20 protein-coding genes and 1 pseudogene are annotated in these 24,014 nt (G+C 56.6%); 13 read left to right on the top strand and 8 right to left on the bottom strand.

Features of this window, described 5'->3' with window-relative positions:
- Nucleotides 1-166 precede the first annotated feature (166 nt).
- Complete coding sequence (locus tag AC3WP4_RS06105; RefSeq protein WP_102615760.1) at nucleotides 167-1,744, top strand: ATP-dependent nuclease; 1,578 nt, start codon at nucleotides 167-169, stop codon at nucleotides 1,742-1,744.
- A 62-nt stretch (nucleotides 1,745-1,806) separates the two neighbouring features.
- Here the strand turns inward: AC3WP4_RS06105 and AC3WP4_RS06110 are convergent, their stop codons facing one another.
- Complete coding sequence (locus tag AC3WP4_RS06110; RefSeq protein WP_102615785.1) at nucleotides 1,807-2,358, bottom strand: hypothetical protein; 552 nt, start codon at nucleotides 2,356-2,358, stop codon at nucleotides 1,807-1,809.
- 435 nt (nucleotides 2,359-2,793) lie between these two features.
- On the opposite strand from AC3WP4_RS06110, the gene AC3WP4_RS06115 reads away from it, so the two are divergent.
- The 5 genes from AC3WP4_RS06115 to AC3WP4_RS06135 all read left to right on the top strand — a co-directional run bounded on the left by AC3WP4_RS06115 (nucleotide 2,794) and on the right by AC3WP4_RS06135 (nucleotide 6,938).
- Nucleotides 2,794-3,528 (top strand): ABC-three component system protein, encoded by a 735-nt coding sequence (locus tag AC3WP4_RS06115; RefSeq protein WP_102615761.1) that lies wholly within the window; start codon nucleotides 2,794-2,796, stop codon nucleotides 3,526-3,528.
- Nucleotides 3,521-3,736 carry an ABC-three component system middle component 7 gene (locus tag AC3WP4_RS06120; RefSeq protein ID WP_256590519.1) on the top strand — a complete coding sequence of 72 codons (216 nt, stop codon included), beginning with the start codon at nucleotides 3,521-3,523 and terminating at the stop codon, nucleotides 3,734-3,736. The genes AC3WP4_RS06115 and AC3WP4_RS06120 overlap by 8 nt, the downstream gene beginning before the upstream one ends.
- Nucleotides 3,729-5,357, top strand: coding sequence for a DUF2326 domain-containing protein (locus AC3WP4_RS06125; protein ID WP_102615763.1), 1,629 nt, complete (start codon nucleotides 3,729-3,731; stop codon nucleotides 5,355-5,357). The genes AC3WP4_RS06120 and AC3WP4_RS06125 overlap by 8 nt, the downstream gene beginning before the upstream one ends.
- A gap of 89 nt (nucleotides 5,358-5,446) precedes the next feature.
- The gene (locus AC3WP4_RS06130) at nucleotides 5,447-6,139 is read left to right on the top strand and encodes a helix-turn-helix domain-containing protein (RefSeq protein ID WP_102615764.1); all 693 of its coding nucleotides are present in this window, start codon (nucleotides 5,447-5,449) and stop codon (nucleotides 6,137-6,139) included.
- Between the two features lie 28 nt (nucleotides 6,140-6,167).
- Nucleotides 6,168-6,938 (top strand): DUF4365 domain-containing protein, encoded by a 771-nt coding sequence (locus tag AC3WP4_RS06135; protein ID WP_102615765.1) that lies wholly within the window; start codon nucleotides 6,168-6,170, stop codon nucleotides 6,936-6,938.
- Between the two features lie 147 nt (nucleotides 6,939-7,085).
- On the opposite strand, the gene hrpB is transcribed toward AC3WP4_RS06135, so the two are convergent.
- A complete protein-coding gene (hrpB, locus tag AC3WP4_RS06140) occupies nucleotides 7,086-9,608 on the bottom strand; it encodes an ATP-dependent helicase HrpB (protein ID WP_102615766.1) in 2,523 nt (840 codons plus the stop codon).
- Between the two features lie 129 nt (nucleotides 9,609-9,737).
- A pseudogene (locus AC3WP4_RS06145) lies at nucleotides 9,738-10,118 on the bottom strand (DEAD/DEAH box helicase); the annotation flags it as partial.
- 362 nt (nucleotides 10,119-10,480) lie between these two features.
- Between AC3WP4_RS06145 and AC3WP4_RS06150 the strand changes: the two are divergent.
- Together AC3WP4_RS06150 and AC3WP4_RS06155 are read left to right on the top strand one after the other, a co-directional pair.
- Nucleotides 10,481-10,900, top strand: a complete 420-nt coding sequence (locus AC3WP4_RS06150; RefSeq protein WP_074871145.1) for a polyribonucleotide nucleotidyltransferase — start codon at nucleotides 10,481-10,483, stop codon at nucleotides 10,898-10,900.
- A 29-nt stretch (nucleotides 10,901-10,929) separates the two neighbouring features.
- Nucleotides 10,930-11,835 carry a cation diffusion facilitator family transporter gene (locus tag AC3WP4_RS06155; RefSeq protein WP_074871147.1) on the top strand — a complete coding sequence of 302 codons (906 nt, stop codon included), beginning with the start codon at nucleotides 10,930-10,932 and terminating at the stop codon, nucleotides 11,833-11,835.
- On the opposite strand, the gene AC3WP4_RS06160 is transcribed toward AC3WP4_RS06155, so the two are convergent.
- On the bottom strand, nucleotides 11,820-12,869 hold the full coding sequence (locus AC3WP4_RS06160) for a DUF6515 family protein (RefSeq protein ID WP_102615768.1): 1,050 nt from the start codon (nucleotides 12,867-12,869) through the stop codon (nucleotides 11,820-11,822). The two genes, AC3WP4_RS06155 and AC3WP4_RS06160, sit on opposite strands and share 16 nt — an antisense overlap.
- Before the next feature lie 435 nt (nucleotides 12,870-13,304).
- Here AC3WP4_RS06160 and AC3WP4_RS06165 point away from each other — a divergent pair, with 435 nt between their 5' ends.
- Nucleotides 13,305-13,784 (top strand): Lrp/AsnC family transcriptional regulator, encoded by a 480-nt coding sequence (locus AC3WP4_RS06165; RefSeq protein ID WP_007937367.1) that lies wholly within the window; start codon nucleotides 13,305-13,307, stop codon nucleotides 13,782-13,784.
- A 237-nt stretch (nucleotides 13,785-14,021) separates the two neighbouring features.
- Nucleotides 14,022-14,231, top strand: coding sequence for a DUF2788 domain-containing protein (locus tag AC3WP4_RS06170; RefSeq protein ID WP_007937369.1), 210 nt, complete (start codon nucleotides 14,022-14,024; stop codon nucleotides 14,229-14,231).
- Here AC3WP4_RS06170 and AC3WP4_RS06175 read toward each other — a convergent pair.
- The 4 genes from AC3WP4_RS06175 to AC3WP4_RS06190 form a co-directional block, all read right to left on the bottom strand.
- Nucleotides 14,226-14,867 (bottom strand): pseudouridine synthase, encoded by a 642-nt coding sequence (locus AC3WP4_RS06175; RefSeq protein WP_074871151.1) that lies wholly within the window; start codon nucleotides 14,865-14,867, stop codon nucleotides 14,226-14,228. The genes AC3WP4_RS06170 and AC3WP4_RS06175 overlap by 6 nt on opposite strands.
- A gap of 71 nt (nucleotides 14,868-14,938) precedes the next feature.
- Complete coding sequence (gene amn, locus AC3WP4_RS06180; RefSeq protein WP_173860464.1) at nucleotides 14,939-16,438, bottom strand: AMP nucleosidase; 1,500 nt, start codon at nucleotides 16,436-16,438, stop codon at nucleotides 14,939-14,941.
- A gap of 173 nt (nucleotides 16,439-16,611) precedes the next feature.
- A complete protein-coding gene (locus AC3WP4_RS06185; protein ID WP_102615769.1) occupies nucleotides 16,612-18,258 on the bottom strand; it encodes an acyl-CoA dehydrogenase family protein in 1,647 nt (548 codons plus the stop codon).
- Between the two features lie 74 nt (nucleotides 18,259-18,332).
- Nucleotides 18,333-20,717, bottom strand: coding sequence for a hybrid sensor histidine kinase/response regulator (locus AC3WP4_RS06190; protein WP_074871155.1), 2,385 nt, complete (start codon nucleotides 20,715-20,717; stop codon nucleotides 18,333-18,335).
- 424 nt (nucleotides 20,718-21,141) lie between these two features.
- Here AC3WP4_RS06190 and AC3WP4_RS06195 point away from each other — a divergent pair, with 424 nt between their 5' ends.
- From AC3WP4_RS06195 to hemL, 3 genes are read left to right on the top strand one after another with little or no spacing between them, the layout of a single operon-like run.
- Entirely contained in the window at nucleotides 21,142-21,939 is a 798-nt protein-coding gene (locus AC3WP4_RS06195) for a hydroxymethylpyrimidine/phosphomethylpyrimidine kinase (protein WP_033054181.1), read from the top strand.
- 32 nt (nucleotides 21,940-21,971) lie between these two features.
- Entirely contained in the window at nucleotides 21,972-22,595 is a 624-nt protein-coding gene (thiE, locus tag AC3WP4_RS06200; RefSeq protein ID WP_102615770.1) for a thiamine phosphate synthase, read from the top strand.
- Between the two features lie 15 nt (nucleotides 22,596-22,610).
- Complete coding sequence (gene hemL / locus AC3WP4_RS06205) at nucleotides 22,611-23,894, top strand: glutamate-1-semialdehyde 2,1-aminomutase (RefSeq protein WP_074871161.1); 1,284 nt, start codon at nucleotides 22,611-22,613, stop codon at nucleotides 23,892-23,894.
- Nucleotides 23,895-24,014: the final 120 nt, after the last annotated feature.

Below are 24,014 nucleotides of genomic sequence, written 5' to 3' on the forward strand. Positions count from 1 at the left end.
CGATGAAGCGTCTACATGGTCGAGGTGCCGTGACTCTAGAGCGCCCACTTGAGTTTTGGCTGCGCCAGCCGACACCAGGGGGATCGCTTCACGGCGCTGGAGCTCCTCCCCAGTTCCTGATTTATGAGTGCGGCCCCCTAAGATGAATAAGTAAAGGAATACTATTTTGCATATCAAAAGTTTTGGCTTGCTGGGTCTCCGCAGACTCTACCTCAACAACACCATGCAGACCGCCTCTCTCAATCCGGGTGAAGTTAAGCAATTCAAAGCGTCGAAGATTAATATCTTTGTCGGCCCCAATGGCGGAGGTAAGTCAACCGTACTGGATATGGTACGCGCGCTCAAAGACCCTGAAGTTATAAAAACAGTTGCTCGTGAAAACATGCGATCTACGACTGCCGCGACATCGATCATCCATTTTGAGAATGGAACCTGGGTCGGTTCAATATTCAACAAGCTAAAGATTGAAGAGTTCGGCACGTATGTTTCCGTCACCACGCAAGCGGACAAGCATGTATTTGAAGGAAGTATTTATAGTAACTCATCAACTCCTCCAAAAAAGCTAGTCAACGTTCTAGAAAAAATAGAAGCAAAAATTAGTTTTCGCAGATCAAACGATGAGCGCGGAGTTAGCATCCAAAGAGTCATAGATGCGCTAAATAGTGACGGTAAAAACCTAGTGGGCTTAGCGCCGAACCCTTTACAGTCCAACCAGGTTGCCTACGCTAGCCCTCCTGGCCAAGACCATACTTATAAATACGCTCAACCTGTAAGCCATATTAAGAATGGTGTTTTAGGCGTATATCTGAATGATGACTTATTCCAGCGCAATCACATCCCATTGAAGCTGCTGCCATCCGGCTGGCGAGCGTTTGCAGGTTTGGTAGGATGGCTAAATTCTGTTGATGATGACCAAATATGTGTCATTGAAGAGCCGGAAGTCCACCTGCATCCTACTCTTCAAAGACTCATGATTGCCAGGGTTTCTGAAATCGTCACACGCAAGAACCTACAACTATTCATCTCTACGCATTCGTCCGTGCTTATAGACATATCAAGCTGGGCTGTATCAGACGTAAGTCTATTTGAAGTTAATGGTCACGCATTATCTGAATTAACATCACCTGCTAAAGCCTTGGCAGGCCTTGGCATCAAGCCTAGTGATGTATTCCAAGCCAATGGTGTTATATGGGTCGAAGGGGCCTCTGATCGGATCTATATATTGCGCTGGTTGTCATTGTGGTGCTCGGCAAACGGCAAGCCCATGCCCGTAGAAAACCTTGATTTTTCTTTCGTGCTGTACGGCGGGTCAATGCTCGGCCACTTCACATCCAATGGTACGCCAGGATTGATTGATATATTCAGTATAAACAAAAACTCCATCGTTATTATGGATCGCGATCTAGACTTCAAGCGTTCCCCTAATGGCACGGACGAATGCACTAACAAAAACTGCGTGAAATACCAAGTGTGGGCTGATATCGCTATAAATAACTCAGAGACGGGATACTGTTGGGTGACCGAGGGCTACACGATTGAGAGTTATCTGCCGACAGCCTTCCGACATAAACATTATAGGACTTTTGGCTCTAGATTAAAGCAGATTACCACCTACTCCAAAGTAACAATCGCTAACAAGTTCGTAGCTGGGGCCGGTACTTTTAATCATAGCCATGACCCAAAAACCGACTTACCAACTCAAATTGAAAAGCTGTTCAAGTCTATTGAGGCATGGAAGCTATAGTCCCATTTCGCAACTAAGTAAATAGGGTGTTCTAGGCGTCAACAAGCCGCCTAGAAAGGTAATCAGAGCGCTGCGTCCCAAGCATCCATAGCCTCACTCACAGTAGTAAACCACTGGAGCTCGCTCTGTACGGCGCTAGCGACTTGCCTGTTTGTGTTGGCGTCAACCCAGGACGGGAGACTCTCCGTACCGCCTGAAAATAGGCTGGCCGTCGCCACAGCGTACCTACCCGTTCTCGTAGACTGGAGGCTCACGTAGCGCACCGCTGCTCCACTAGGAAGACGACGCCAAGCCACAACCTCAATACAGTCCAGGCCATCCACCGAAGCGCCTACGATGGAACTCGCGCCCTGATCCACCTGAATATCAGTCACTACCTTCAACGGCCTCCTGGGGGCTCCTGGCATGTGAACAAGATGCTTAAGCTGTTCACGGGATGTGATGACCTGCTCGCGAATCTCTTCGGGATTGATGGCCATGCCACCTCGGTCGGTAACCGAAAGGGTCTTGAGCTTGTTCACAGCAAGGATGAACTCGCGTTCACGCGCTTTCTCACGCTCGGGGCGGCGGTCGGGATAGAGGACGTTAAAGACGCGTTTCAATACCTTCAGCATCATTCCTAGCCTGATTTGAGGGAGGCAAGCTCCGACGATCATACCTCACTGCTTCAATGATGCTCACACCACCATTGGTTGTCCCTCCCTCAAAAGATGGGGCTTGGCTATACCGGCTATGATGGCTAAATGGTATGTTGCGCAAGACAAGTGAAAATCAGGCACAGGGAATGTGGAATCTTGAACAGGCAGCCTGCGAAAGCAGCGTGTCTTTATCACCAAGCGCAGTCGCCGCGTCGGTTGACACCGTCTTGCCACCCTCCCAATCGTCCGTAGGTCAGGCGTTCCCTTCTTTCCGTATGGAGCCTACACCGGTGCCTATTCATCACTCTTCTATCAGCCAGCCGGGGCACTGCTCAGCCCTGAGTGGCATTCAGACAATTTAGGTTTTATATGGCGAATGTAAGGACAACTTACCATCCTGAAGAGCACAGCATGCTTTATGCGGAAACAGGTGGTATCTGTCCGCTATGCGCTCGTGCAATCATAGATAAGAAGCCAGGTTCAAAAAACCCTAGAAAGTTTTATGAAATCGCTCATATCTATCCTCTGAATCCAACTGCCGCTCAAACTCTGGCACTGGTAAATCACACTATCCCTATCGACATCAACGGCCTCGGCAACGTGATCTGCTTGTGCCCTTCTTGTCACCGAAAGTATGACAAGGATTTTAAGATTGAAGAGTATGATCGGTTACGGGAAATTAAGGACTGCTTCATCCGAGATACCGAGGCAAGAAAGTCGATTTCTGAACACAGCCTCAGGATAGAGATAAAAGAGCTGATTGAGTCATTCGTTGATCTAGACGACGAAAGCCTTGTCGCCTTTGACTTAGAACTAAATGCCTACACCTTAAAAGAAAAACTAAAGAAAGGTGCTACCAACGTCCTGAAACGCAACATACGAAACGACGTGGTTGGCTATTTCGTGACCATTCGGGATGAGCTGCGGCTGCTTGAGCAACGGGATCAAGCATCAGTTAAGATGCTGCTCAACCAAGTTAATACCTATTTTTGGGCGATGCATAGAGAGCACCCCGACAACAAGGATGTAATATTCAACTATATCGCTCAATGGATTAGCGCCAAGAGCGGTAAGTCGCTGGATGTTTCGAAGATCATCACTTCATTCTTTGTTCAAAACTGCGAGGTTTTCGATGTTAGTGCCTAGTAAGTTTACGAAGCTTGAGGAATCTACCATTTTCAAGATGCACGCAATCCTAGCAGAGAAGAAGCCTGGCGAAACCGTAGCCCAATCCCTCGCAAAGACTCGCGATAAATTCTTAGATGCCTCTGAATTTCTTGCTGCGATGGATGTTTTATTTTTTTTAGGTTATTTAGATATTCAGGATGAAACTGGAGTGATTGAATATGCTTAAACAGGTAAAGTGCAATCTATTCAATCAAACCCCTATTGAATTCCATGCTGGACTAAATATTGTCCTTGGTGATGACGAAGCTAAGAACTCCATTGGCAAGTCATCAGCCCTCTTGGTGATCGACTTCGCAATGGGCGGTAATAGCCTATTGGTAGACGACGCCGGGGTTATTAAGGTGCTTGGGAGCCATTCATACGAAATCACATTTGACTTTGGTGGCGCCCCTCTATTCGTAACTAGGTCTACTGAGCAGCCAGACGTTGTTTATGTCTGCGACTCCAACCATGTTAAACAAGACGAAATATCACTCGAAGCGTATAGAGAAAAGCTCAAAAGCCTATACGACCTGTCTGAGCTAGAGAGCTCCTTCCGATCCATCGTTGGCCCATTTGCTCGGATATGGAACAAGGGCGAAGCCGATCCAGATCACCCATTGGCGGGAGCTTCAAAAGAAAGGCTCAGCGCCGGGGTGGCCAGGCTACTCGATCTCTTTGAACGCACCGGTGATGTTTCCGTGGAGCGGGCTGTACTTCAGACCTTGAAAGAAAAAAAAGATCTGATGAGGAAGTCGATGACTGCGGAAATCATTCCACGGATCACGATGACTAAGTACAAATCCAACAACCAGCTCATTAAAACTAATGTACAAGCTATTAGTGACATCAAGGATAATTTCGCCGGAGCCATCACCGCATACGAAGCCCTGTTCGACGAAAAGTTAAGGGCCATCCAACAAACCAAAAATGAGATGATAAATCAGAGAAATCTGATTTCAGCTAGAAGAGAAAAGCTTCAGAGGGACATCTCTGGCGTATCACCTCGCCTCGCTGCAAACATAGCCCTCGTTGCTGAATTTTTCCCAGAAGCCGACCTTGAACGCCTCGAGCAGGTAGAGCAATTCCACGCAAAAATTGGCAAGCTAGTAAGCAAAGAACTTAAGAGTGAACTTGAACTTTTGGTCGCAAATGAATCTGAGATTATCGGACTCATCACCGACTTGGATCAACAGATAAAATTCACTCTTAAAGCCAAAGGCACCCCCACAGACCTATTCGCGAAGGTCTTTGAACTTAAAGAGGTTACCGACAAAGCTAGGGAAGAGAATAAATTCTTCGAGCAGAAGGTTTCCATTGATGATAGCGAGGCAGCTTCCAAAACGCGCCTAGACGCTATCTACGACAAGATCTTCCTTGAAATTGAAGGCACCATTAACCAGAAGCTTGAGAAATTTAACAACATTGTTTACGGGCCTGAGCGCAACCCGTCACAGCTTCGCATTAAGAATGCAAATTCTTACAGCTTTACTTCGCCATTGGATACTGGAACAGGAAAATCGTACGCGGGCTTGGTTGGGTTTGATTTGTCAATGCTTTCGCTCACGCGTCTGCCATTCGTCATCCATGATTCGATGATCTACAAAAACATCGAAATTGCCGCCACCGAGCATATCATTCGAATTCTGGCCTCATTTAAACAAAAGCAAATTTTCCTAGCTTTTGATGAGGCGAAGAAGTTTAGCTCAGTGACTCAGCAACTCCTGCAAACCAATAAGGTATTACAGTTACATCGCGACAAACTGCTCTATACCAAGGACTGGCGGGCAAAAGTGAAGAGGACATAAGGAGGCTTGTCGGGTACGTGTCGTGTTCGGGCGCATTGAGCGCCCTCATGCTTGAGCCATCTAAACAGCCACACGGCAGGAGATACGACATGAGCACCTTTGACACCGCTGAAACACGCACTCTGAGCAAAGCCGAACTGGGACAGGTAATCAGGTATCTGAGAGAACTTCGCAACTGGTCTCAAGAGACGTTCGCGGAGCTCGCCCAGACGACAACCCGCACCATCCAGAGAATCGAAGCCGGTTCGGGCACGAGTATCAACACCCTACGTTCCATGGCCAGTGCATTTGAATTCCAAGACATCGACACTTTCAGTAAACCGATGGCCATCCCTACCGATGAACAAATGAAAGCTGCACGCGAGCAGTTTGAGAATGACTATGTGGTATGTAGGGCTCTCAAGCCCGAGTCGGGAAGGTGTTTGGCCAGGCTTGCAGCTGAGACCATCGGCGATTACATCGAGCCCGCCTTCGAACCCTCATGTGATCAAGCACTAGCATTCGCGGAGCTGACTGATTACCTACGCGACTATCGCGACTGCGCCGAGCACTACTCGAGCACCGCCCGCCTTGAGGTTTTTAATCAGTTGCAGGAGCTCCTAGACCGGCTCAGTGCCCTGGGCGTAACGTTACGCTACGCGACCAGACAGATAGTGCAGAAGGACGCCTCCGAACCGCAGCAGAAACCACAGCCAGTGGGTCAGGTGCTTTACCTATTGGCATTCATGCATGGCGAGGCTCCGGAAGAACTCGGACTGCCAAGGAAGCTTAATTTTCGGTAAACCTTATCTAAAGGCAACTCAACAAAACATGAAATACCCATCCAAGATTGCAACAGGCGATGCTGGAGAATATTTTTTTGCCTACAAGATTTCGTATGTTCTCGGTTGGCCTTGTCGACTGTTCGATATCGACATTGGCATTGATGCACAAGTCGAAATACTGGACGAGAATCGAAATAGCACTGGGCGATTTGTCGCCTTTCAAGTGAAAACATCTGCAGATGAGGAGCCTCAGCCTTACTGGTATGTTTCGAAAAATCAGCTCGACTACTGGCGCGACATGGACATACCGGTCTTTGTTGCATTGGTCTCGCTAAAATATCAGACTATTCACCTGCATCAGATAAAGAAAAAATCTCGCTACCACATAACTGAGAAAGACTCAGTCCGCATTGATTTTGATTTAGTTAAAGAGCTCTTCACCGAATCAAGCGGCAAGCGAATTAAGGCGGCAGCCGAAGAAAGCACCATGTCGGCAATACAGGAGCATTTGTCTAAAGTCCAGATTAAGATCGATGAAGTCAAATCAGCAATCGAAGAGATGGACGATTACTCAGACCCTCCCAACTTAATTGATATTATGAACAGTAGGTGGGAGGCCTACAATGACTTATTACAAGCCAGAACTCTTTCCGCCAGTTATAAGATCGGGGCACCCGAATGCAAGCAAATGGAAGAAGCCTTAGAGACAGCCCTGAATGAACTGAGAACTTTCATGGAAGACTGGAATATGCATATCGATTGGGATGACCGAAAGTATGGGGACGGTGAGATTCAAAAATTCATTGATGAGGCTTAATACCTCACCAACACATTTGTCACCCTGTTAGCGTCTTATTTGACACATGCGAAACAAGAGAACCATGCGAATTTTGGTTCGCGGATCACGGCTCAATGACTTCCGAAGGCAGCCTCACAACGCCGCCCGCAACATTCTCATCCCTCATCAGGATTTTCTGGGCTTGGCTCGCGCGGTTGCCTCAGCCACCAATGGGTCTTCGGGCCAATAATGCTTTGGATATCGGCCCTTAAGATCCTTCTTTACTTCCACGTAGGTGCTGCGCCAGAAGTTTGCGAGATCTTGAGTGACTTGCACCGGCCTGCGGGCCGGCGACAAGAGATGCAAAACCAGCGATTGCTTACCCAGGGCGATGCGTGGGGTTTCTGCTAGGCCAAAAAGCTCCTGCAGGCGCACTGCGAGGATTGGTGGATGCTGCGAGTAGTCGATACGAATATTGGAGCCCGAAGGCACCTGGATGGTCTGAGGTGCCTGAGTCTCCAGTTCCTGTGGAAGCGGCCAAGGCAGAAGATTTCTGACAATCGATGACAGATCCAGGTGGCTGAAGTGGCTGAGCCTCGTGACTTTGCCCAGGTACGGTGCGAGCCACTCTTCCAGCGTGTCCAGAAGGTTGGTATCGCTGAGATCAGGCCACTTGCTTTCTGCTCGGCCATTTTGGATATCCAGCTGACGCAGCAGATCGACCCGCGCTTGCCATTGGCGCAACTCAGGGTTCCAAGGCAGAAGTTCGATGCCCTTGCGCCTTACCAGATTGACCAAGGCTAGCGAACGAGCTTGTTCATCAAGACTTGGCAAAGGTGTTGTGGACATTACCAACTGTCCCACCTTTAGCTGCCGCTCAGCCTTGAGTAAGCCTTCCCTCTCGTCCCAGTCAACCTCATCGACTGGCCTTACAAGGTCAGCCAGCTCGTCATCGAACAAAGCTGGATCGAGATCGCTCGCTAGGTAGATCCGCTCCTCGCGCTGCCCTTGCCGGCTACCCAGATCGGCCACTACTAGCCACTCATGCTTAGTGAGAGCATCAGGCTCTGAGAATACGGCAGCCCGCCCGTTGGAGAGACGGTACTCAGACACACTCGCATGCCTCTGAAGACCGATTCGGTCAGGGTAAGCGAATGCCAGTAGGCACCCTACCCATCTTGGGTGATCGGGCTCGCTGACAGGGTGAACGGCACTCCCACGTAGCAGGGATCGATACTGCCGAGCAGACTGCTTTACTCGCTGAAAAGAGCCTCCGCCTCTGCGCGAATGTTGCTCTCCTGACAATGCACTCAGCCTAGTGTGAAGGTCGGCACCTGCTCCGCGCAGGATGTCTTTCTCACCCAGCAACGCGGCGATGTTGCAAGCAAGGTCATCCAGCCCCATCGTGTTGCCCTTGATGAGCATGTGAGCGATCCGTGGATGCGCTGGAAGCTCGCTCATTGCCGATCCATGTCGTGTGAGCTGCCCAGCATCATCGAGTGCGCCTAAGCGCTTTAGCAGGTCTCTGGCTTGGCGGAAGGGAGCTGATGGAGGTTGGTCGAGCCAGGTCATCTCATCTGGCTTAATTCCCCACCGCGCCAATTGAAGTGCCAAGGCTGCAAGATCCGCCTGTAGGATTTCAGGGGTACTGTAACCGGCCATTTGCTCGTGCTGCGACTCAGACCACAGGCGATAGCAGACTCCTGGCTCCAATCGCCCTGCCCGTCCCGCACGCTGAGTAGCGCTGGCCTTCGAGATACGCTGCGTATCTAGTCGGGTCATCCCACTTCGAGGATCGAACTTCGGCACTCGCTCGAGACCACTGTCCACCACTACCCTGACCCCTTCAATGGTCAAGCTAGTCTCGGCGATGTTCGTGGCCAGTACGATCTTCCGGGAGCCTTTGGGTGCCGGGTTTATCGCAGCTCGCTGCGCGCTCAGGTCGAGATCGCCGTACAGCGGGCATACGATCACCTCTGGACGACTGCTCAACTGCTCCTTGAGTGCCTCAGCCACCCGCCGAATCTCTGCCTGCCCAGGAAGGAAAACCAAGACGCTTCCAGGCTGGTCGTTGATGGCGGCCAGGCAGGTATCCGTGACTCGCGCATCGATACGCTCGCCCGGCTGATATGGACTACCCCAAACCGTTACCACCGGATACATCCGTCCTTCACTGGTGACCACAGGCGCATCATTGAGCACCTTTGAAAGGCGAGCACCTTCCAGCGTTGCGGACATCAGAAGTAACTTCAGTGGGGGCTCATCACGCAGGAGCTCACGAGCACTCACGCACAACGCCAGTGCAAGGTCGGAGTCGAGGTTTCGCAGGTGGTACTCATCGAAGATAACCACGCCCACTCCATCAAGCGCAGGGTCATCTTGGAGCCGTCGAGCCAGGATGCCTTCCGTAACCACTTCGATTTGAGTGTGCGGGCCTACCTTGCTTTCAAGACGAATGCGGTAGCCGACGGTCTCACCAACCTTCTCACCCAGTTCACTCGCCAAACGCTCGGCAGCGGCCCGAGCAGCCAAGCGCCGAGGCTCGAGCATCAAGATCTTCTGGTCACCAAGCCAAGATTCATTCAGCAGCGCTAGAGGCACTCGAGTGGTCTTGCCAGCCCCAGGTGGCGCTTCAAGGATCACTTCGTTGCGGTTGGCCAAGGCGTCTCGTAGGTCTGGCAATACGAGGTCAATAGGTAGAGAAATCATCGAGGCTCCCAAATCAGGGGAGCAGTATACGTCGGGGGATTAAGGGAAGAGATCAAGCCTTCAGACTGAGACGGCGTTGCTTGAGAGTTTTTGACAATAAATCGATGAATTACGTGCATTCAGCAAAACGTGGAATTCGTCGAAGATCACCAGGCCAACACCTTCGAGCGCCGGGTCGTCCTGCAAACGGCGGGTCAGAATGCCTTCGGTGACTACTTCGATACGGGTGTTGGGGCCGACTTTGCTGTCGAGACGAATGCGATAGCCGACGGTTTCGCCGACCTTCTCGCCCAGCTCACTGGCCAGGCGTTCCGCTGCGGCCCGCGCAGCCAAACGCCGCGGTTCGAGCATCAGAATGGTCTGCCCGGCCAACCAGGGCTCGTTGAGCAAGGCCAGTGGCACGCGGGTGGTTTTACCGGCGCCGGGCGGTGCTTCGAGCACGGCTTCGTGGCGTGTAGCCAAGGCTTCACGCAGGGCGGGTAAAACTTCATCAATCGGCAAAGAAATCATGCTGGCTCCCCAGGGCGTGCCCACAGTAAATTGCGAGTCGCGTTGAAGCTGTGGACGTGCCAGGCAAGGCGCGGGACGCTGGCAAGGGTCGTTTCCTTGCCAAGTCCCGCAACGCAGCATGGCGCGTCCACAGCTTCAGCCCGGAGGGCCGAGCCCCGAAAAAGTCCATCAGCCGTTACGCGTTGTCGATCTGGAAAAAACAACATCAATCCTCAACTATTCCAGTAGGGGTGAGACGCGGCCGTAATTTACTGTGGGCACGCCCTGCCGAGCGCGAGTATAACGGCGAACTGCTCGGCGTTAATGACGGTCCTAATTCATACAGGCGTCCTTTCGTTTTGAAATTACCCAGGAGATTTCATATGCGTATTCCCTTTCGCTTGATTGGCGGTGTATTGGTCGCGACGTTGCTGACCCAGGTCACCGCTTGCGGATCGATTTTCTACCCTGACCGTCGCGGTCAGATTGACGGCAAGATCGACCCGGCCATCGCCGCGCTGGATGCCGTAGGCCTGCTGTTCTACATCATCCCCGGCCTGATCGCGTTCGCCGTGGACTTCGCCACTGGCGCGATTTACTACGCGCCCGGCGAGACCGCACAAGTGGCCCCGGAAAAACTTAAGGAAGCCATCGGCGCCGACGGCAAGGTCGATAATCACAAGTTGCAGACTATTCTTGAAACCGAACTGGGCCGCAGCTTCCCGCTGGATGACCCACGCCTGATCCAGCACAAGGGCAGCGCTCAGCAACTGGCCATGTTCGGCCTGCAACCTGCCGCGTAACCCGTGCACTTAAAGGAATAGCCGCACTTATGATCTCCAGCTCCGAACACGCCCGCCTGCTGCGGCTGGCGACCCGTGCCTCGGTGGCGGTGGCGTGCACGTTGATCGTCGCCAAAGCCATCGCCTGGTGGTTGAGCGGTTCGGTGAGCATGCTCGCCGGGTTGACCGACTCGACCCTCGACGGCGTGACCTCGCTGCTCAACCTGCTCGCTGTGCATTACGCCTTGCGCCCGGCCGACGATGATCACCGGTATGGACACGGCAAGGCCGAGTCGCTGGCGGGCATGGCCCAGGCGTTGTTCATTGGCGGCAGTGCGGTGCTGATCGCCTTGCAGGCGATCGAACGACTGAAACACCCGGAACCGGTGGGTGCGCCGTGGATCAGCATCGGGGTGATTGTGTTTTCCCTGGCGCTGACCCTGGCCCTGTTGGTGTTGCAACATCGGGTCATCAAGGCGACCGGCTCCAACGCGGTGCGCGCCGACTCCCTGCATTACCGCTCGGACCTGCTGCTTAACGGCAGCATTCTGGTGGCGCTGGTGCTCGCCGGGTATGGCTGGCATCAGGTCGACCCTTGGTTCGGTTTGGGGATCGCTGCCTACATTCTCTGGAGCGCGATTCATATCGCCCGGGAAAGTTTTACGGTGCTGATGGATGAAGCGCTGCCAACGGACGTCAGCCAGCACATGCTCGAACTGGCCTGCAGCGTACCGGGAGTGTTGGGGGCGCACGACCTGCGTACGCGGGTTTCCGGCAACCAGTGGTTCGTGCAGTTGCACCTGGAACTGCCGGGGGATTTGACCCTGTCAGTCGCTCACGGCATCAGCGACCAAGCCGCCGATGCGATTCACGCGGCTTATCCGCGAGCCGAAGTGCTGGTGCACGCCGACCCGCAGGAAGTGGTGCTGGCAGGCACGGCTCAGAAAGAAACCTGATAACCGCGACTGCCCAGGCAGTTGCCCTGGGCCTGACGGTAGGCTTGTACTACCGAAGGATCCGGTTGATAGGTGGCCGTTCGCGGATCGAAACCACTCTGCTGCACCGCATATTGATAGCACTCGTATCCGTCCTGGTTGACCTGCTCTGGCGACTGACCGTTGGCCGGATACGCCACCACGTCATAACCATTACTGACCGGTTGCGGCTGCGGTTGTACGGGCGGCTCGACCACGACGTAATCCTGAGTGCTTTGCTGATAGGCGTAATAAGAGCCGGCCGCGAGGAACAACAGCGCCCCGCCGATCCACACTTCGCGCGCGTAATCGGGCAAGTAGCTGACGCGAATCCCGCGTGGCGGTTGCACCACCACATAGCGTGGGCCTTGTGGGCGATACCAGTAGCCGCCGGAGTAGAAGTAGTCCTGACCACGGTACGGCACACGGTAATCACGGTCGGGGAAGCGATCGATCACATGACCGGGACGGTATTGCGGGCCAGGTCCCCAGCCATTGCCATGCCCATCCGGGCGACCGGCCCAGCGATAGTCGTCGGGACGCGGACCGTTGTTTTGCCAATGCGGGTTGTTATCGTTGCGCCGCGGCACGTCCTGGTAGTAACCACGCTGCGGCTGCTGGGTCTGGCGCACGGTATCGGGCCGGCCCTGGATCGGCAGGTCATTGGCCGGTAGCTGCGGCGGTGGCGGCGGTGGTCGAACCGGATTGTTGTAGTCATGCGGCGCACGGTTCTGCCGTTGACCGTCGTTCTGACTCTGGCCGTTGTGCTCGAACTGGCGACTGTTGTCGCCACGAATGATGTCGTTATTCTGCGCACGCGGCGGGTTCTGCTGCGGATTGTTCTGCGGGCGCGGCTGGTTATTGCCGCCGTGGCCCTGATTGTTGCCCTGATGGCCATCCGAGCCGCGTTGCCCGCTGTCGGGGCCACGGTCTTGCGGCTCATCGGCCAGCGATTGCGCAGTGACACTTACACATAGCAAACCAACACCGGCCAAACGCCAGATGCGCGACTTCATGCTTTTCCTCACTGCGGGTTAGGGCCTGAACGTAAGACTGGGAAAGCACAGGCCGGTTCTGCAACAGGTTATCAGTCGCGCAACTTATTTATTGAGGGTGGTCGGCAAATTGCGGGCAAAAGAAAAGGGAGACCCGTCGGCCTCCCTTTGAGAACTTCGTCCGTGCTCGACGCTTTTGACGTCGGCTCACCTCACGCCGTCTTCTGGACAGTGTGTAGCTCGGGGGTCGGCTCATCCCCGGTGGGGGTGGCGACCGCAGCTGGCCTGATTGGGCGAGCCGCACTGGACTGTTTGTCCGAGCAGTGATTCTGGTGATAAGAATAGGCTCGCGGCGCCGGCAGAGGATTGCGAAGATTGCTCAAATAAACATCACTTGCGCAATTTTTAACCCTGGATAGATAATCCGCCGCAATAGTTATGACAAAGGCCTGATTGATGAGCAAACTCGACCGATACGACCTGAGCATTTTGGCGGAATTGCAGCGTGATGCGCGCATCTCCAACCAGGAGCTGGCCGAACGCATCGGCCTGTCCCCCTCGCCATGCTCGCGGCGGGTCAAGCAGCTGGAAGATGACGGCTACATCTCCCGCCAGGTGGCCCTGCTGGACCGCAAGATGCTCGGCCTGAGCCTGACGGCTTACGTGTTGATCGGCATGGACCGGCATACGCCAGAGCGTTTCGAGAACTTCGAAGCGGCGATTCGTACATTACCGCAAGTGCTGGAATGCAGTCTGGTGACCGGGATGGATGCCGACTATCAGCTCAAGGTCGTCGTGCCGGACATGGATCACTATCAGAAACTGCTGCTGGGACACCTCACCCGGATTGAAGGGGTGACGAGTGTGCGGTCGAGTTTTGTGCTTAATCAGGTGCTCAACAGTACCGAGTTGCCGCTGACTCATCTGCGCAGCTGATGATGGCTTTGACTGATCGTTCCCACGCTCCGCGTGGGAATGCATCCTGTGACGCTCTACGTCACGATCTAAAGCGGACGCGGAGCGTCCATGGCGGCATTCCCACGCAGAGCGTGGGAACGATCACTGCCCAAGGCGACGAATGACTGCGACACACCGACGCAGGTCAATACTCCGCCAATTCGTCGTGGCGTATACTCCAGCGCCTTTTAGCCCCGCCCGCGCTGGAGATGTTCGATGGATCCTGCAGTATTCGAAGAGTGGATGATGACCGGACTGGTCAGCATCCTGATCATTTTCATGGGTTTCATCGTCTGGGATCTGGCGAAGAAGTCCAAGGCCGGACGCTTTGGCTCGTTCATCCTGTTCTTCGTACTCGGCCTGGGCGTGGCCGCGTTCGTGATCAAAAGCGTGGTCATCGGCCTGATCGAATCCGGCACGTTATAAGCGCGCTGGCACTTCCTTCCACTGGCCCTGATCGAGCCCTTCGATCGACCAGTCGCCGATTCTGACCCGCACCAGACGCAACGTCGGCAAGCCGACCGCCGCGGTCATGCGCCGTACCTGACGGTTGCGCCCTTCACGAATCACCAGCTCCAGCCAACTGGTCGGCACGCTTTTGCGAAAGCGCACAGGCGGGTTGCGTGGCCACAGTTCAGGCTCTTCCAGCAGCCGCGCTTCAGCCGGTAGCGTCATGCCATCGTTCAACTCCACGCCATCGCGCAAACGCTGCAATTGCTCGGCACTCGGCTCACCTTCCACTTGCACCCAATAGGTCTTGGCCAGTTTGTGTTTCGGGTCGGCAATCCGCGCCTGAAGCTGACCATCGTTGGTCAGCAGCAGCAAACCTTCACTGTCGCGGTCCAGCCGTCCTGCCGGGTAAATCCCGGGAATCTCGATGTAATCCTTGAGCGTCGCCCGCCCTTCGCCGTCGCTGAACTGCGTCAGCACATCGAACGGCTTGTTGAACAGGATCAGCTTCGGCTCGGCTGGCGGCGCTTTGGCGACACGGCGCGGGGCTGAGGACGATGGCGCAGGCTTCACGCCAGGGCGGCGGGAAACGGGACGTTGAGGACGAGACATGGGAAAAGGAACATCTAACGGTCAGGGCTGCTAATGCTAGTGCCCTGACCGCTAAATGACCATGAGAACAATCAGCGGAACGGCGGCTCGTCGAAGCTGCGCAGTTTGCGCGAGTGCAGCGAGTTGAGTTCGGTGCGCAACAAATCCACCGCCTCGATGCCGATCTTCAAATGCTGGCTGACCGCACGCTCATAGAAGGCGTTGGCCGAACCTGGCAGTTTGATTTCACTGTGCAACGGTTTGTCCGACACGCAGAGCAACGTGCCATACGGCACCCGCAGGCGATAACCTTGCGCAGCGATGGTGCCGCTTTCCATGTCCACCGCCACGGCGCGGGACAGGTTGATCAACGGACGTTCCTGAGCCCAGCGCAATTCCCAGTTACGGTCGTCGTAGGTCAGTACGGTGCCGGTGCGCAGGCGTTTTTTCAGTTCGTCGCCCTTCTCGCCGGTGATATTGGCTGCCGCTTGCTGCAACGCCATTTGCACTTCGGCCAGGGCCGGAATCGGAATATTCGGCGGCACGACCCGGTCGAGAATCCCGTCGCGACGCATGTAAGCGTGCGCCAACACGTAGTCGCCAATCGTCTGCGACTGACGCAAGCCGCCACAGTGGCCGATCATCAGCCAACAATGCGGACGCAGCACCGCCAGGTGGTCGGTGATGTTCTTGGCGTTGGACGGGCCGACGCCAATGTTCACCAGGGTCACACCGTGGCCGTCGCTGGCGATCAGGTGATAGGCCGGCATCTGATAGCGGTGCCAGACCACACCGGCGGCAATCGCCGAGGCTTCGCCGTGGTCCATGCTCTTTTCGATGATCACATTGCCCGGCAAGACCATGCGCACGAAACGCGGATCGTTGCGCAGTTGCTCCAGGCCATGAACGATGAACTGGTCAACGTAGCGGTGGTAGTTGGTCAGCAGAATCCACGGCTGCACATGGCGCCAGTCGCTGCCGGTGTAATGCACCAGTCGACGCAGGGAGAAATCCACCCGCGCAGCGTCGAACAAGGCCAACGGTAGCGGGTCGGTGTTTTCCCAATCGTACAGACCGTCGGCGATGCCATCGGTCGCGGCAGACAGGTCGGTACTCGGGAACACCCGCGCCAGCACGGCGGCGGTAACGCCGGAACCGGCCAGTTCATCGCCCTGCTCGACCACGTACGGATAAGGAATGTTTTGCTGACTGATGCCGACTTCCACCGTCACGGTGAAGTCGTGCATCAGCGGCACCAGCTGTTCCAGCAGGTATTTACGGAACGCGGCGGGATGAGTGACGGTGACGCTGTAGGTCCCCGGCAGTTGAACCTTGGCGTAGGCGCGAGTGGTCTGTGGGACTTCGCCCTGGCAATGGTAGGTCAGACGCAGTTCGGGATAACGAAACATCGCACGCTGTTCGGCGTCCGGTTCGACTCGATCATGGAGGTAACGCTTGAGCGCCTGGTTCAGCGCGGTGGTTGCACGATGGTGCAAGAGCGCAAGCCGGTCCACGGCTTGCTCGGCGGTTTGAACGACAATAAAAGCTTCGGTCACGATCAGCATCCTGTGTTCTGACTTGCAGGCCTTCATCTTGCCTGCATCGTCGCTTCACGGGAACAGCGGTTGCTACACAAATACCAAGTCCACCCAGGATCCAATGTGGGAGTGAGCCTGCTCGCGATAGCGGTATGACAGTCGATATTACTGTTGAATGTTGAACCGTCATCGCGAGCAGGCTCGCTCCTACATTTGATCGGTGTCGCTCATGGAAGTGGGGTCGAGCGGGCGACAATCGCTTCCACATCCAGCCCACGCGGCAACGCCCCATACACCCGACCGGCCGAACCGAGGCGGCTGGCGATGAAGGCATCACTGACCGCCGCATTGCCCGCCTCCAGCAACAGCTTGGCCTGAAGGCCCAAGGCGATGTCTTCGGTGAGCTGCCGCGCACGATATTGAATGTCGCCGGTGTCCTTGAACGCTGCCTGCAATTGAATGATGTGTGCGGCCAGGCGCTTGTCGCCATGGCCATCGCCCAATTCGCTGAACAGTACGTCGAGCACGCCCGGTTCCTTGGACAACGCTCGCAATACGTCGAGGCATTGCACGTTGCCGGAACCTTCCCATGTCGAATTGACCGGTGCTTCACGGTACAACCGCGGCAGGATGCTGTCTTCGACATAACCGGCGCCGCCCATGCATTCGGCAGCTTCGTTGATCATTCCGGGCGCACGTTTGCAGATCCAGTACTTGCCCACCGCCGTGACCAGCCGAGCGAATTTGGCTTCGTGCTCGTCATCCAGATGATCCAGCGCCCGGCCCATGCGCAGGCTCAAGGCCAGGGCGGCTTCGCTTTCCAGGGCCAGGTCGGCCAGTACGTTCTGCATCAAGGGTTGTTCGCTGAGCAATTTGCCGCCGACCTTGCGGTGAGCGCAGTGATGGCTGGCCTGGGTCAGGGCCTGGCGCATCAGCGAACTGGAACCGACCATGCAATCGAAGCGGGTCATGGCGACCATTTCGATGATGGTCGGAACACCCCGGCCCTCCTCGCCGACCATCCACGCCAGCGCACCACGGAACTCCACTTCGCTGGACGCGTTGGAGCAATTGCCGAGTTTGTTCTTCAAGCGCTGTATGTAGAACTGATTGCGCGTGTCGTCCGGGCGATGGCGCGGCAGCAGGAAACAGGTCAGCCCCTTGTCAGTCTGGGCCAGGGTGAGGAAGGCATCGCACATCGGCGCCGAACAGAACCACTTGTGGCCCACCAGCTCATACGCCTGGCCCGGACCACTGGCACCGACCGGAAACGCCTTGGTGGTGTTGGCCCGCACGTCGGTGCCGCCCTGTTTCTCGGTCATCGCCATGCCGATGGTGACCCCAGCCTTGTGGGCCATGCCGACGTTGCGCGGGTCGTATTCGGTGGAGAGGATTTTCGGCAGCCATTGCTCCGCCAAGTCCGCTTGCAGGCGCATCGCCGGGACGCTGGCGAAGGTCATGGTCAGCGGGCAACCACTCCCGGCTTCGGCCTGGCTGTGCAGGTAGGTCATGGCGGCGCGGGCGACGTGGGCGCCGGACTGCGGATGCGCCCAGGGCAACGAAGTCAAACCGTGCTCGACCGCCGTGCGCATCAGTTCGTGATACGCCGGGTGAAATTCAACCAGGTCGATGCGATGGCCGTAACGGTCATGGCTGCTGAAAACCGGCTTGTTCTGATTGGCCAAAAACCCTGCTTCCATCAGCGGCCCACCGGCCAGGGCGCCGTAAGCGTCGATCCGCGACTCGGCCCACCCGGCCCCGAAACGCCGCGACCACTCCTGCAACGGCAGGTCGATGCGATACAGGTTGGCGCCGTCCAGCGACGGTGGCTGGTTGGTGACTTCGTGGGTTTCGGCGAACTGATGCAGGTTCATGACAGGGCTCCTTTGGTCAGCCAAGGAACTTCAGTTAAGCACCGCCCCCCGACCGAACAAAGTGTCATACCTGCCTAACTGTCGGCGCTTTCGCCTTGCTTTGGACATAGCACCCGGCGATAGAGCGCTGCCTGCAGATCCTCGAATTTCACCGGTTTGTTCAGATAATCGATCAAGGCACCGGTCGGGCAATGTTCCCGATCAATGCTCAAGGCAATCACGAATACAGGCAGTTCGGCGCAGCCCGGCAACGCGCGGATCTGGCAACAGAGGGACGTTCCGTCCAGCGGTGGAAGCTGGCAATCGAGCAATACCGCATCGAAGGTTTCGCGCTGCAAGTGATCGAGCGCGGCAGCCCCGTTGTCGGTGCTGCGCACCCGGAACCCAAGCTTGAGCAACATGCCGCGCATCACCAACTGGTTGATGCTGTTGTCATCGACCAGCAGGACGGTGCAGTCCTGAGGCAGTCGCAGGCGCGGGAATTCCCGGTTCATCAGGGGCGCTGGCGGCCGCTCCACCACGGGCAGTTCGAACTCGACGTCGAGCTGGAAGCGGCTGCCACGACCAGGTTCGGAGCGGTGGGTGAGTTTTCCGCCGAGCAGTTCGACCAGTTGCCGACAGATCGCCAGGCCAACGCCCAGGCCGCCGTATTCACGGGTCATCGAGCCATCGAGCTGGAAGAACCGCTGATACAGTGTCGCCTCTCCCAGATCGGTGAAGCCGATGCCGGTGTCGATCACTGCAAAGGACAGCGCGAATCGGTCGGGCGCCGCGGGTTTACCCGTCACCCGCAGCGCCAGCCCGCCGATCCGCGTGAACTTGATCGCGTTATCCAGCAGGCATTCCAGGCATTGCGCCAATTTGGCGCTGTCGCCGTGCAAGCGATCCGGCAGCCCCGGCGAGACCTCGACTTTGAAGTCCAGCGACTTGCTCGACGCGTTGCCCTCGAATTGCAGGCGCAAAGCCTCGATCACGCCGCGCAAACTGAAAACGGCGGGATAGGTCTTGAGCTTGCCGGCCTGCAACTCGGTCAGGGTGAGGATGCCGTTGACCATGCGCATCATGTCTCGCGCGGAACCGGCGGCCGTTTGCTGGTATTGCTCCAGCTCCGGGTCCATCTCGACGGTCTGCATCAGCTCAAGCGAGCCGATTACACCGTTCATGGGCGTGCGTAGTTCGTGGGTCAGGGTGGCGAGGAACTCGTCCTTGAGCTTGTTGCTGTGAGCCAATTGCTGGTTGAGCACTTCAAGCGTTTGACCGGCATCGAACAGGGTCTGTGCCTGTTGCTCGCGCATGGCGTTGATGCGATCGGCCAGCGCCAGGGACAGCAGCGCCACTTCAATCGCCGAGCCGATCTGGCTGGAATACATGGTCAGGAACACGTTCGGCAGGTAACCCAGCACCATCAGGGTGTTGACGACGCCACCGAGTAAAAACGCCGACCAGGCAATAATGAAATAACGCGCCACTCGCAGGCCACGCAGCCAGGCGAAAATCCCTGCGGCAAAAATCACCACGGTGAAGATCAGTGCCAGCGTCGTCGCCAGGCGCAGGGCCATGGCGTAACTGGTCATCAACGACAACCCGACCACGACTGCGCTAAACGCAATCAACGCCAGCAGGATGCGGTCGAGCCAACGACTGTGGGTCGCCGTCTGCAAGAAACTGCGCGCGAACTGGCTGCCGAACAGCCCTGCACAACCGATGAAAAAAGGCGTCGCCGCGTTGGCCCACCAGGGATTGTTCGGCCAGAAATACTCCACGGCCGCGCCGTTGACCGACAGCTGATACAAGCCGAACGAGGCGATATAGAAGATGTAATAGAGGTAGCTGGTATCGCGCACGCTGAGATAGATGAACAGGTTGTACACCAGCATTCCCAGCAACACGCCGTAGATCAGCCCCAGTACATACAGTCGGACCGGCTGTTCTTCCAGGTAGGCAGTGCTCGACCATAGGGTGACCGGCGCCTGGATCGACCCTTCACTTTGCAGTCGCAGGTACAGGGTTTGCGCTTGATCAGGGGTGAAGTTCAGATCGAACAAATAGTTGTTCTGGCGGATCTCGCGACTGTCGAACGGCAAGGCATCACCGGTCTGACGTGCCAATTGATAGCCACCGGCCGCATCGGGCAAATAGAGATCAATGTGATCAAGGGGCGGATAGGCCAGCTCCAGCAACCAGGTGCGTTGCACCGCGGGGTTGTTCGGGCGGTAATGCAGGTCGATTTTCAGCCAGAACACTGAACGCGAGTAACCGGCGTTGAGGGTGGCTTTGTCATGGGGTTTGAAGTTTCCGGCCGCGGCTTGTGCGCGGACATCGGCGATGCTCGCCTGACCGCCCGCGTCTTCGAACACTTGCAGGGTTCGGCCCAGGGGAAGGCTTTGAGTGAACTCGTCGAATTCGACTGCACTCGCCATAAGGGGCAAGCACAACAGCATCATCAGCAAATAGCGCATTTAAGCCCCAGCGTGGCCTGTCCGGTTATCCAAGGAAGCCCCTCATTCCTTTTGAGTAGACGTAAAACCGGCATTACCTGTTATTGGTTTGGATCCACTCTAGCATAGCCGTTGGTGGCCATTGAACACCATTGTAATTTTTCCCACAAAGGCTCTAGCACGGGCGCTCCAGCCGCACATATTGAGCTAGAGCTATTTCACCGGTCAGTTTGTGACAACGCCCTGTTCCCTGTAGCAGCTGCCGAAGGCCGCGTTCGGCTGCGCAGCAGTCGTCAATGACCACCCGGTTTGCCTGATACACCGCAGCGACTGACTTCACGCCTGCTATGCAGCCGAACGCAGCCTTCGGCAGCTGCTACATGGACCGCGTGATGACTCGCTGGGGGCAACCGAAAAAAGATGTTTGGTGGTAAGCTCGCGCACCATGAATATCTACAGCTCTCGCCCCGTTGTCCTCTGTCTCTCCGGCCACGACCCAAGTGGTGGCGCCGGCTTGCAGGCAGATATCGAAGCCCTGCTCGCTCAGGGATGTCATGCGGCCCCGGCCGTCACCGCCCTGACCGTGCAAGACACGGTCAACGTCACTGATTTCCGCGTCCTAGACCGTGAATGGGTGTTGGCCCAGGCCAATGCCGTGCTCAACGACTCCGAAGTCGCGGCGGTGAAACTGGGCATGCTCGGCTCCCTGGAAATGGTCGACACCGTGGTCGAACTGCTCTCGGCGCACCCGCATTTGCCGGTGGTCTGCGACCCGGTGCTGCGCGCCGGCGGCGGCGGACGACTGGGCAAGGACGAAGTCGGCTACGCCATGCGCGAACGCCTGCTGCCTCTGTCGATCATCGCCACCCCAAACCTTCCCGAAGCCCGCATCCTCGCCGAACTGCCCGAAGGCACCGCGGACGAGTGCGCGGAAAAACTCCTGCCATTCGTCAAACACCTGCTGATCACTGGCGGCCATGGCGATGAACACGAAATCCACAATCGCCTGTATAGCCGCGACGGTCACCGCGAAACCTTCACTTGCCAGCGCTTGCCCGGCAGTTATCACGGTTCCGGTTGCACGCTGGCCAGTGCCTTGGCCGGTCGTCTGGCCCTCGGTGAAAATCTCGCCAGTGCCGTGCAGACCGCGCTTAACTACACGTGGCGCACCCTGCGGGATGCGGAGCAGTTGGGCAAAGGCCAGTTCGTGCCGCGCCGCCTGCCGCTGGATTTCTGTTCGTAACTGTCCCTGCGTAAAGCAAAAAGGATTGTCCGATGAAGCTACGTGGCCTGTACGCCATTACCGACAGCCAACTGCTGGCCGGTAAATTTCTTTCGTACGTGGAGGCGGCGCTGGAAGGCGGCGTCACCCTGCTGCAATACCGCGACAAGAGCAGCGACGAGACCCGCCGTCTGCGCGAGGCCCAAGCCCTGCGCGATCTGTGTGAACGCTACAAGACCCAGCTGATTATCAATGACGATGCCGAACTCGCTGCGCGCCTGAACGTCGGCGTGCACCTGGGCCAGACCGACGGCCCGCTGACCCCGGCCCGCGCATTGCTCGGTCGCCAGGCGATCATCGGTTCGACCTGCCACGCGCAACTCGAACTCGCCGAACAAGCGGCCAAGGAAGGCGCCAGTTACGTCGCCTTCGGTCGCTTCTTCAACTCCAATACCAAACCCGGCGCCCCCACTTGCAGCCTCGAACTGCTCGACCAGGCCCGCAGCAAACTGCACCTGCCGATCTGCGCGATTGGCGGCATCACCCTGGACAACGCCGCGCCACTGGTGGCCCATGGGGTCGATCTGCTGGCGGTGGTCCATGGCCTGTTTGGCGCCGAGAGCACGGCTGAAGTGACACGCCGCGCCCGCGCCTTTAACGAATTACTGAAAATCTGATTTGAGAGCCCGATCATGTCTCGTTCCGAAACCCTGTTTGCCAATGCCCAGAAACACATTCCCGGTGGCGTGAACTCGCCTGTTCGCGCGTTCAAAAGCGTTGGCGGCACGCCGCTGTTCTTCAAACACGCGGAAGGCGCCTACGTCACCGACGAAGACAACAAGCGTTATGTGGATTACGTGGGCTCCTGGGGGCCGATGATTCTCGGCCACAGCCACCCGGATGTGCTGGACGCCGTGCGCAAACAGCTTGAGCACGGATTGTCCTACGGCGCGCCGACCGAGATGGAAACCCAGATGGCGGACCTGGTCTGCTCGATCGTGCCATCGATGGAAATGGTGCGCATGGTCAGCTCCGGCACCGAAGCCACCATGAGCGCGATTCGTCTGGCCCGTGGTTTCACCGGCCGCGACAGCATCATCAAATTCGAAGGCTGCTACCACGGTCACTCCGACAGTCTGCTGGTCAAGGCCGGCTCTGGCGCCCTGACCCAAGGCGTGCCGAGTTCGGCCGGCGTGCCGGCGGCTTTCGCCAAACACACCCTGACCCTGCCGTTCAACGACATCGACGCGGTAGAAACCATGCTCGCCGAAGTCGGCCAGGACGTGGCGTGCATCATCGTCGAGCCCGTGGCCGGCAATATGAACTGCGTACCGCCGGCGCCAGGTTTCCTCGAAGGCCTGCGCACCCTGTGCGACAAGCATGGCGTGGTGCTGATTTTCGACGAAGTGATGACCGGTTTCCGTGTCGCCCTTGGTGGTGCACAAGCCCACTACGGCGTGACGCCAGACCTGACCACCTTCGGCAAAATCATCGGTGGCGGCATGCCGGTTGGCTGCTTCGGCGGCAAGCGCGAAATCATGTCGCACATCGCACCCTTGGGCCCGGTCTATCAGGCGGGCACCCTGTCGGGTAACCCGTTGGCCATGGCTGCCGGCCTGACGACCCTGCGCCTGATCAGCCGTCCGGGCTTCCACGCAGAGTTGACTGACTACACCAGTCGCCTGCTCGATGGCCTGCAACAACGCGCCGATGCCGCGGGCATTCCGTTCGTGACCACACAGGCAGGCGGTATGTTCGGTCTGTACTTCAGCGGTGCCGACGACATCGTGACCTTCGATGACGTGATGGACAGCGACGCCGCCCTGTTCGGACGCTTCTTCCACTTGATGCTTGAAGGCGGCGTGTACCTGGCGCCGAGCGCCTTCGAAGCCGGCTTCACCTCGATTGCCCACGGCGAAACCGAGCTGAAACTGACGCTGGATGCTGCCGAACGCGCATTTGCTGCATTGAAATAACGCTGTGCCGCTGACGCTGGCAGTTGCCAGCGTCAGCTTTCACCTGCATTCCCGTCCTTATTCCTGCGCTTCTGCTCAAATACTCGGCAAAGTGGCCGATATATTCCCCGCGCAGCAGAA

This window comes from Pseudomonas sp. FW305-20 (assembly GCF_058788075.1).

Bases quoted from the DNA above. Each gene is read 5' to 3' on its own strand.
- AC3WP4_RS06110 (WP_102615785.1), bottom strand. From the start codon at position 2,358: ATGCTGAAGGTATTGAAACGCGTCTTTAACGTCCTCTATCCCGACCGC.
- AC3WP4_RS06115 (WP_102615761.1), top strand. From the start codon at position 2,794: ATGCTTTATGCGGAAACAGGTGGTATCTGTCCGCTATGCGCTCGTGCA.
- AC3WP4_RS06125 (WP_102615763.1), top strand. From the start codon at position 3,729: ATGCTTAAACAGGTAAAGTGCAATCTATTCAATCAAACCCCTATTGAA.
- AC3WP4_RS06130 (WP_102615764.1), top strand. From the start codon at position 5,447: ATGAGCACCTTTGACACCGCTGAAACACGCACTCTGAGCAAAGCCGAA.
- AC3WP4_RS06135 (WP_102615765.1), top strand. From the start codon at position 6,168: ATGAAATACCCATCCAAGATTGCAACAGGCGATGCTGGAGAATATTTT.
- hrpB (WP_102615766.1), bottom strand. From the start codon at position 9,608: ATGATTTCTCTACCTATTGACCTCGTATTGCCAGACCTACGAGACGCC.
- AC3WP4_RS06150 (WP_074871145.1), top strand. From the start codon at position 10,481: ATGCGTATTCCCTTTCGCTTGATTGGCGGTGTATTGGTCGCGACGTTG.
- AC3WP4_RS06155 (WP_074871147.1), top strand. From the start codon at position 10,930: ATGATCTCCAGCTCCGAACACGCCCGCCTGCTGCGGCTGGCGACCCGT.
- AC3WP4_RS06160 (WP_102615768.1), bottom strand. From the start codon at position 12,869: ATGAAGTCGCGCATCTGGCGTTTGGCCGGTGTTGGTTTGCTATGTGTA.
- AC3WP4_RS06165 (WP_007937367.1), top strand. From the start codon at position 13,305: ATGAGCAAACTCGACCGATACGACCTGAGCATTTTGGCGGAATTGCAG.
- AC3WP4_RS06170 (WP_007937369.1), top strand. From the start codon at position 14,022: ATGGATCCTGCAGTATTCGAAGAGTGGATGATGACCGGACTGGTCAGC.
- AC3WP4_RS06175 (WP_074871151.1), bottom strand. From the start codon at position 14,867: ATGTCTCGTCCTCAACGTCCCGTTTCCCGCCGCCCTGGCGTGAAGCCT.
- amn (WP_173860464.1), bottom strand. From the start codon at position 16,438: ATGAAGGCCTGCAAGTCAGAACACAGGATGCTGATCGTGACCGAAGCT.
- AC3WP4_RS06185 (WP_102615769.1), bottom strand. From the start codon at position 18,258: ATGAACCTGCATCAGTTCGCCGAAACCCACGAAGTCACCAACCAGCCA.
- AC3WP4_RS06190 (WP_074871155.1), bottom strand. From the start codon at position 20,717: ATGCGCTATTTGCTGATGATGCTGTTGTGCTTGCCCCTTATGGCGAGT.
- AC3WP4_RS06195 (WP_033054181.1), top strand. From the start codon at position 21,142: ATGAATATCTACAGCTCTCGCCCCGTTGTCCTCTGTCTCTCCGGCCAC.
- thiE (WP_102615770.1), top strand. From the start codon at position 21,972: ATGAAGCTACGTGGCCTGTACGCCATTACCGACAGCCAACTGCTGGCC.
- hemL (WP_074871161.1), top strand. From the start codon at position 22,611: ATGTCTCGTTCCGAAACCCTGTTTGCCAATGCCCAGAAACACATTCCC.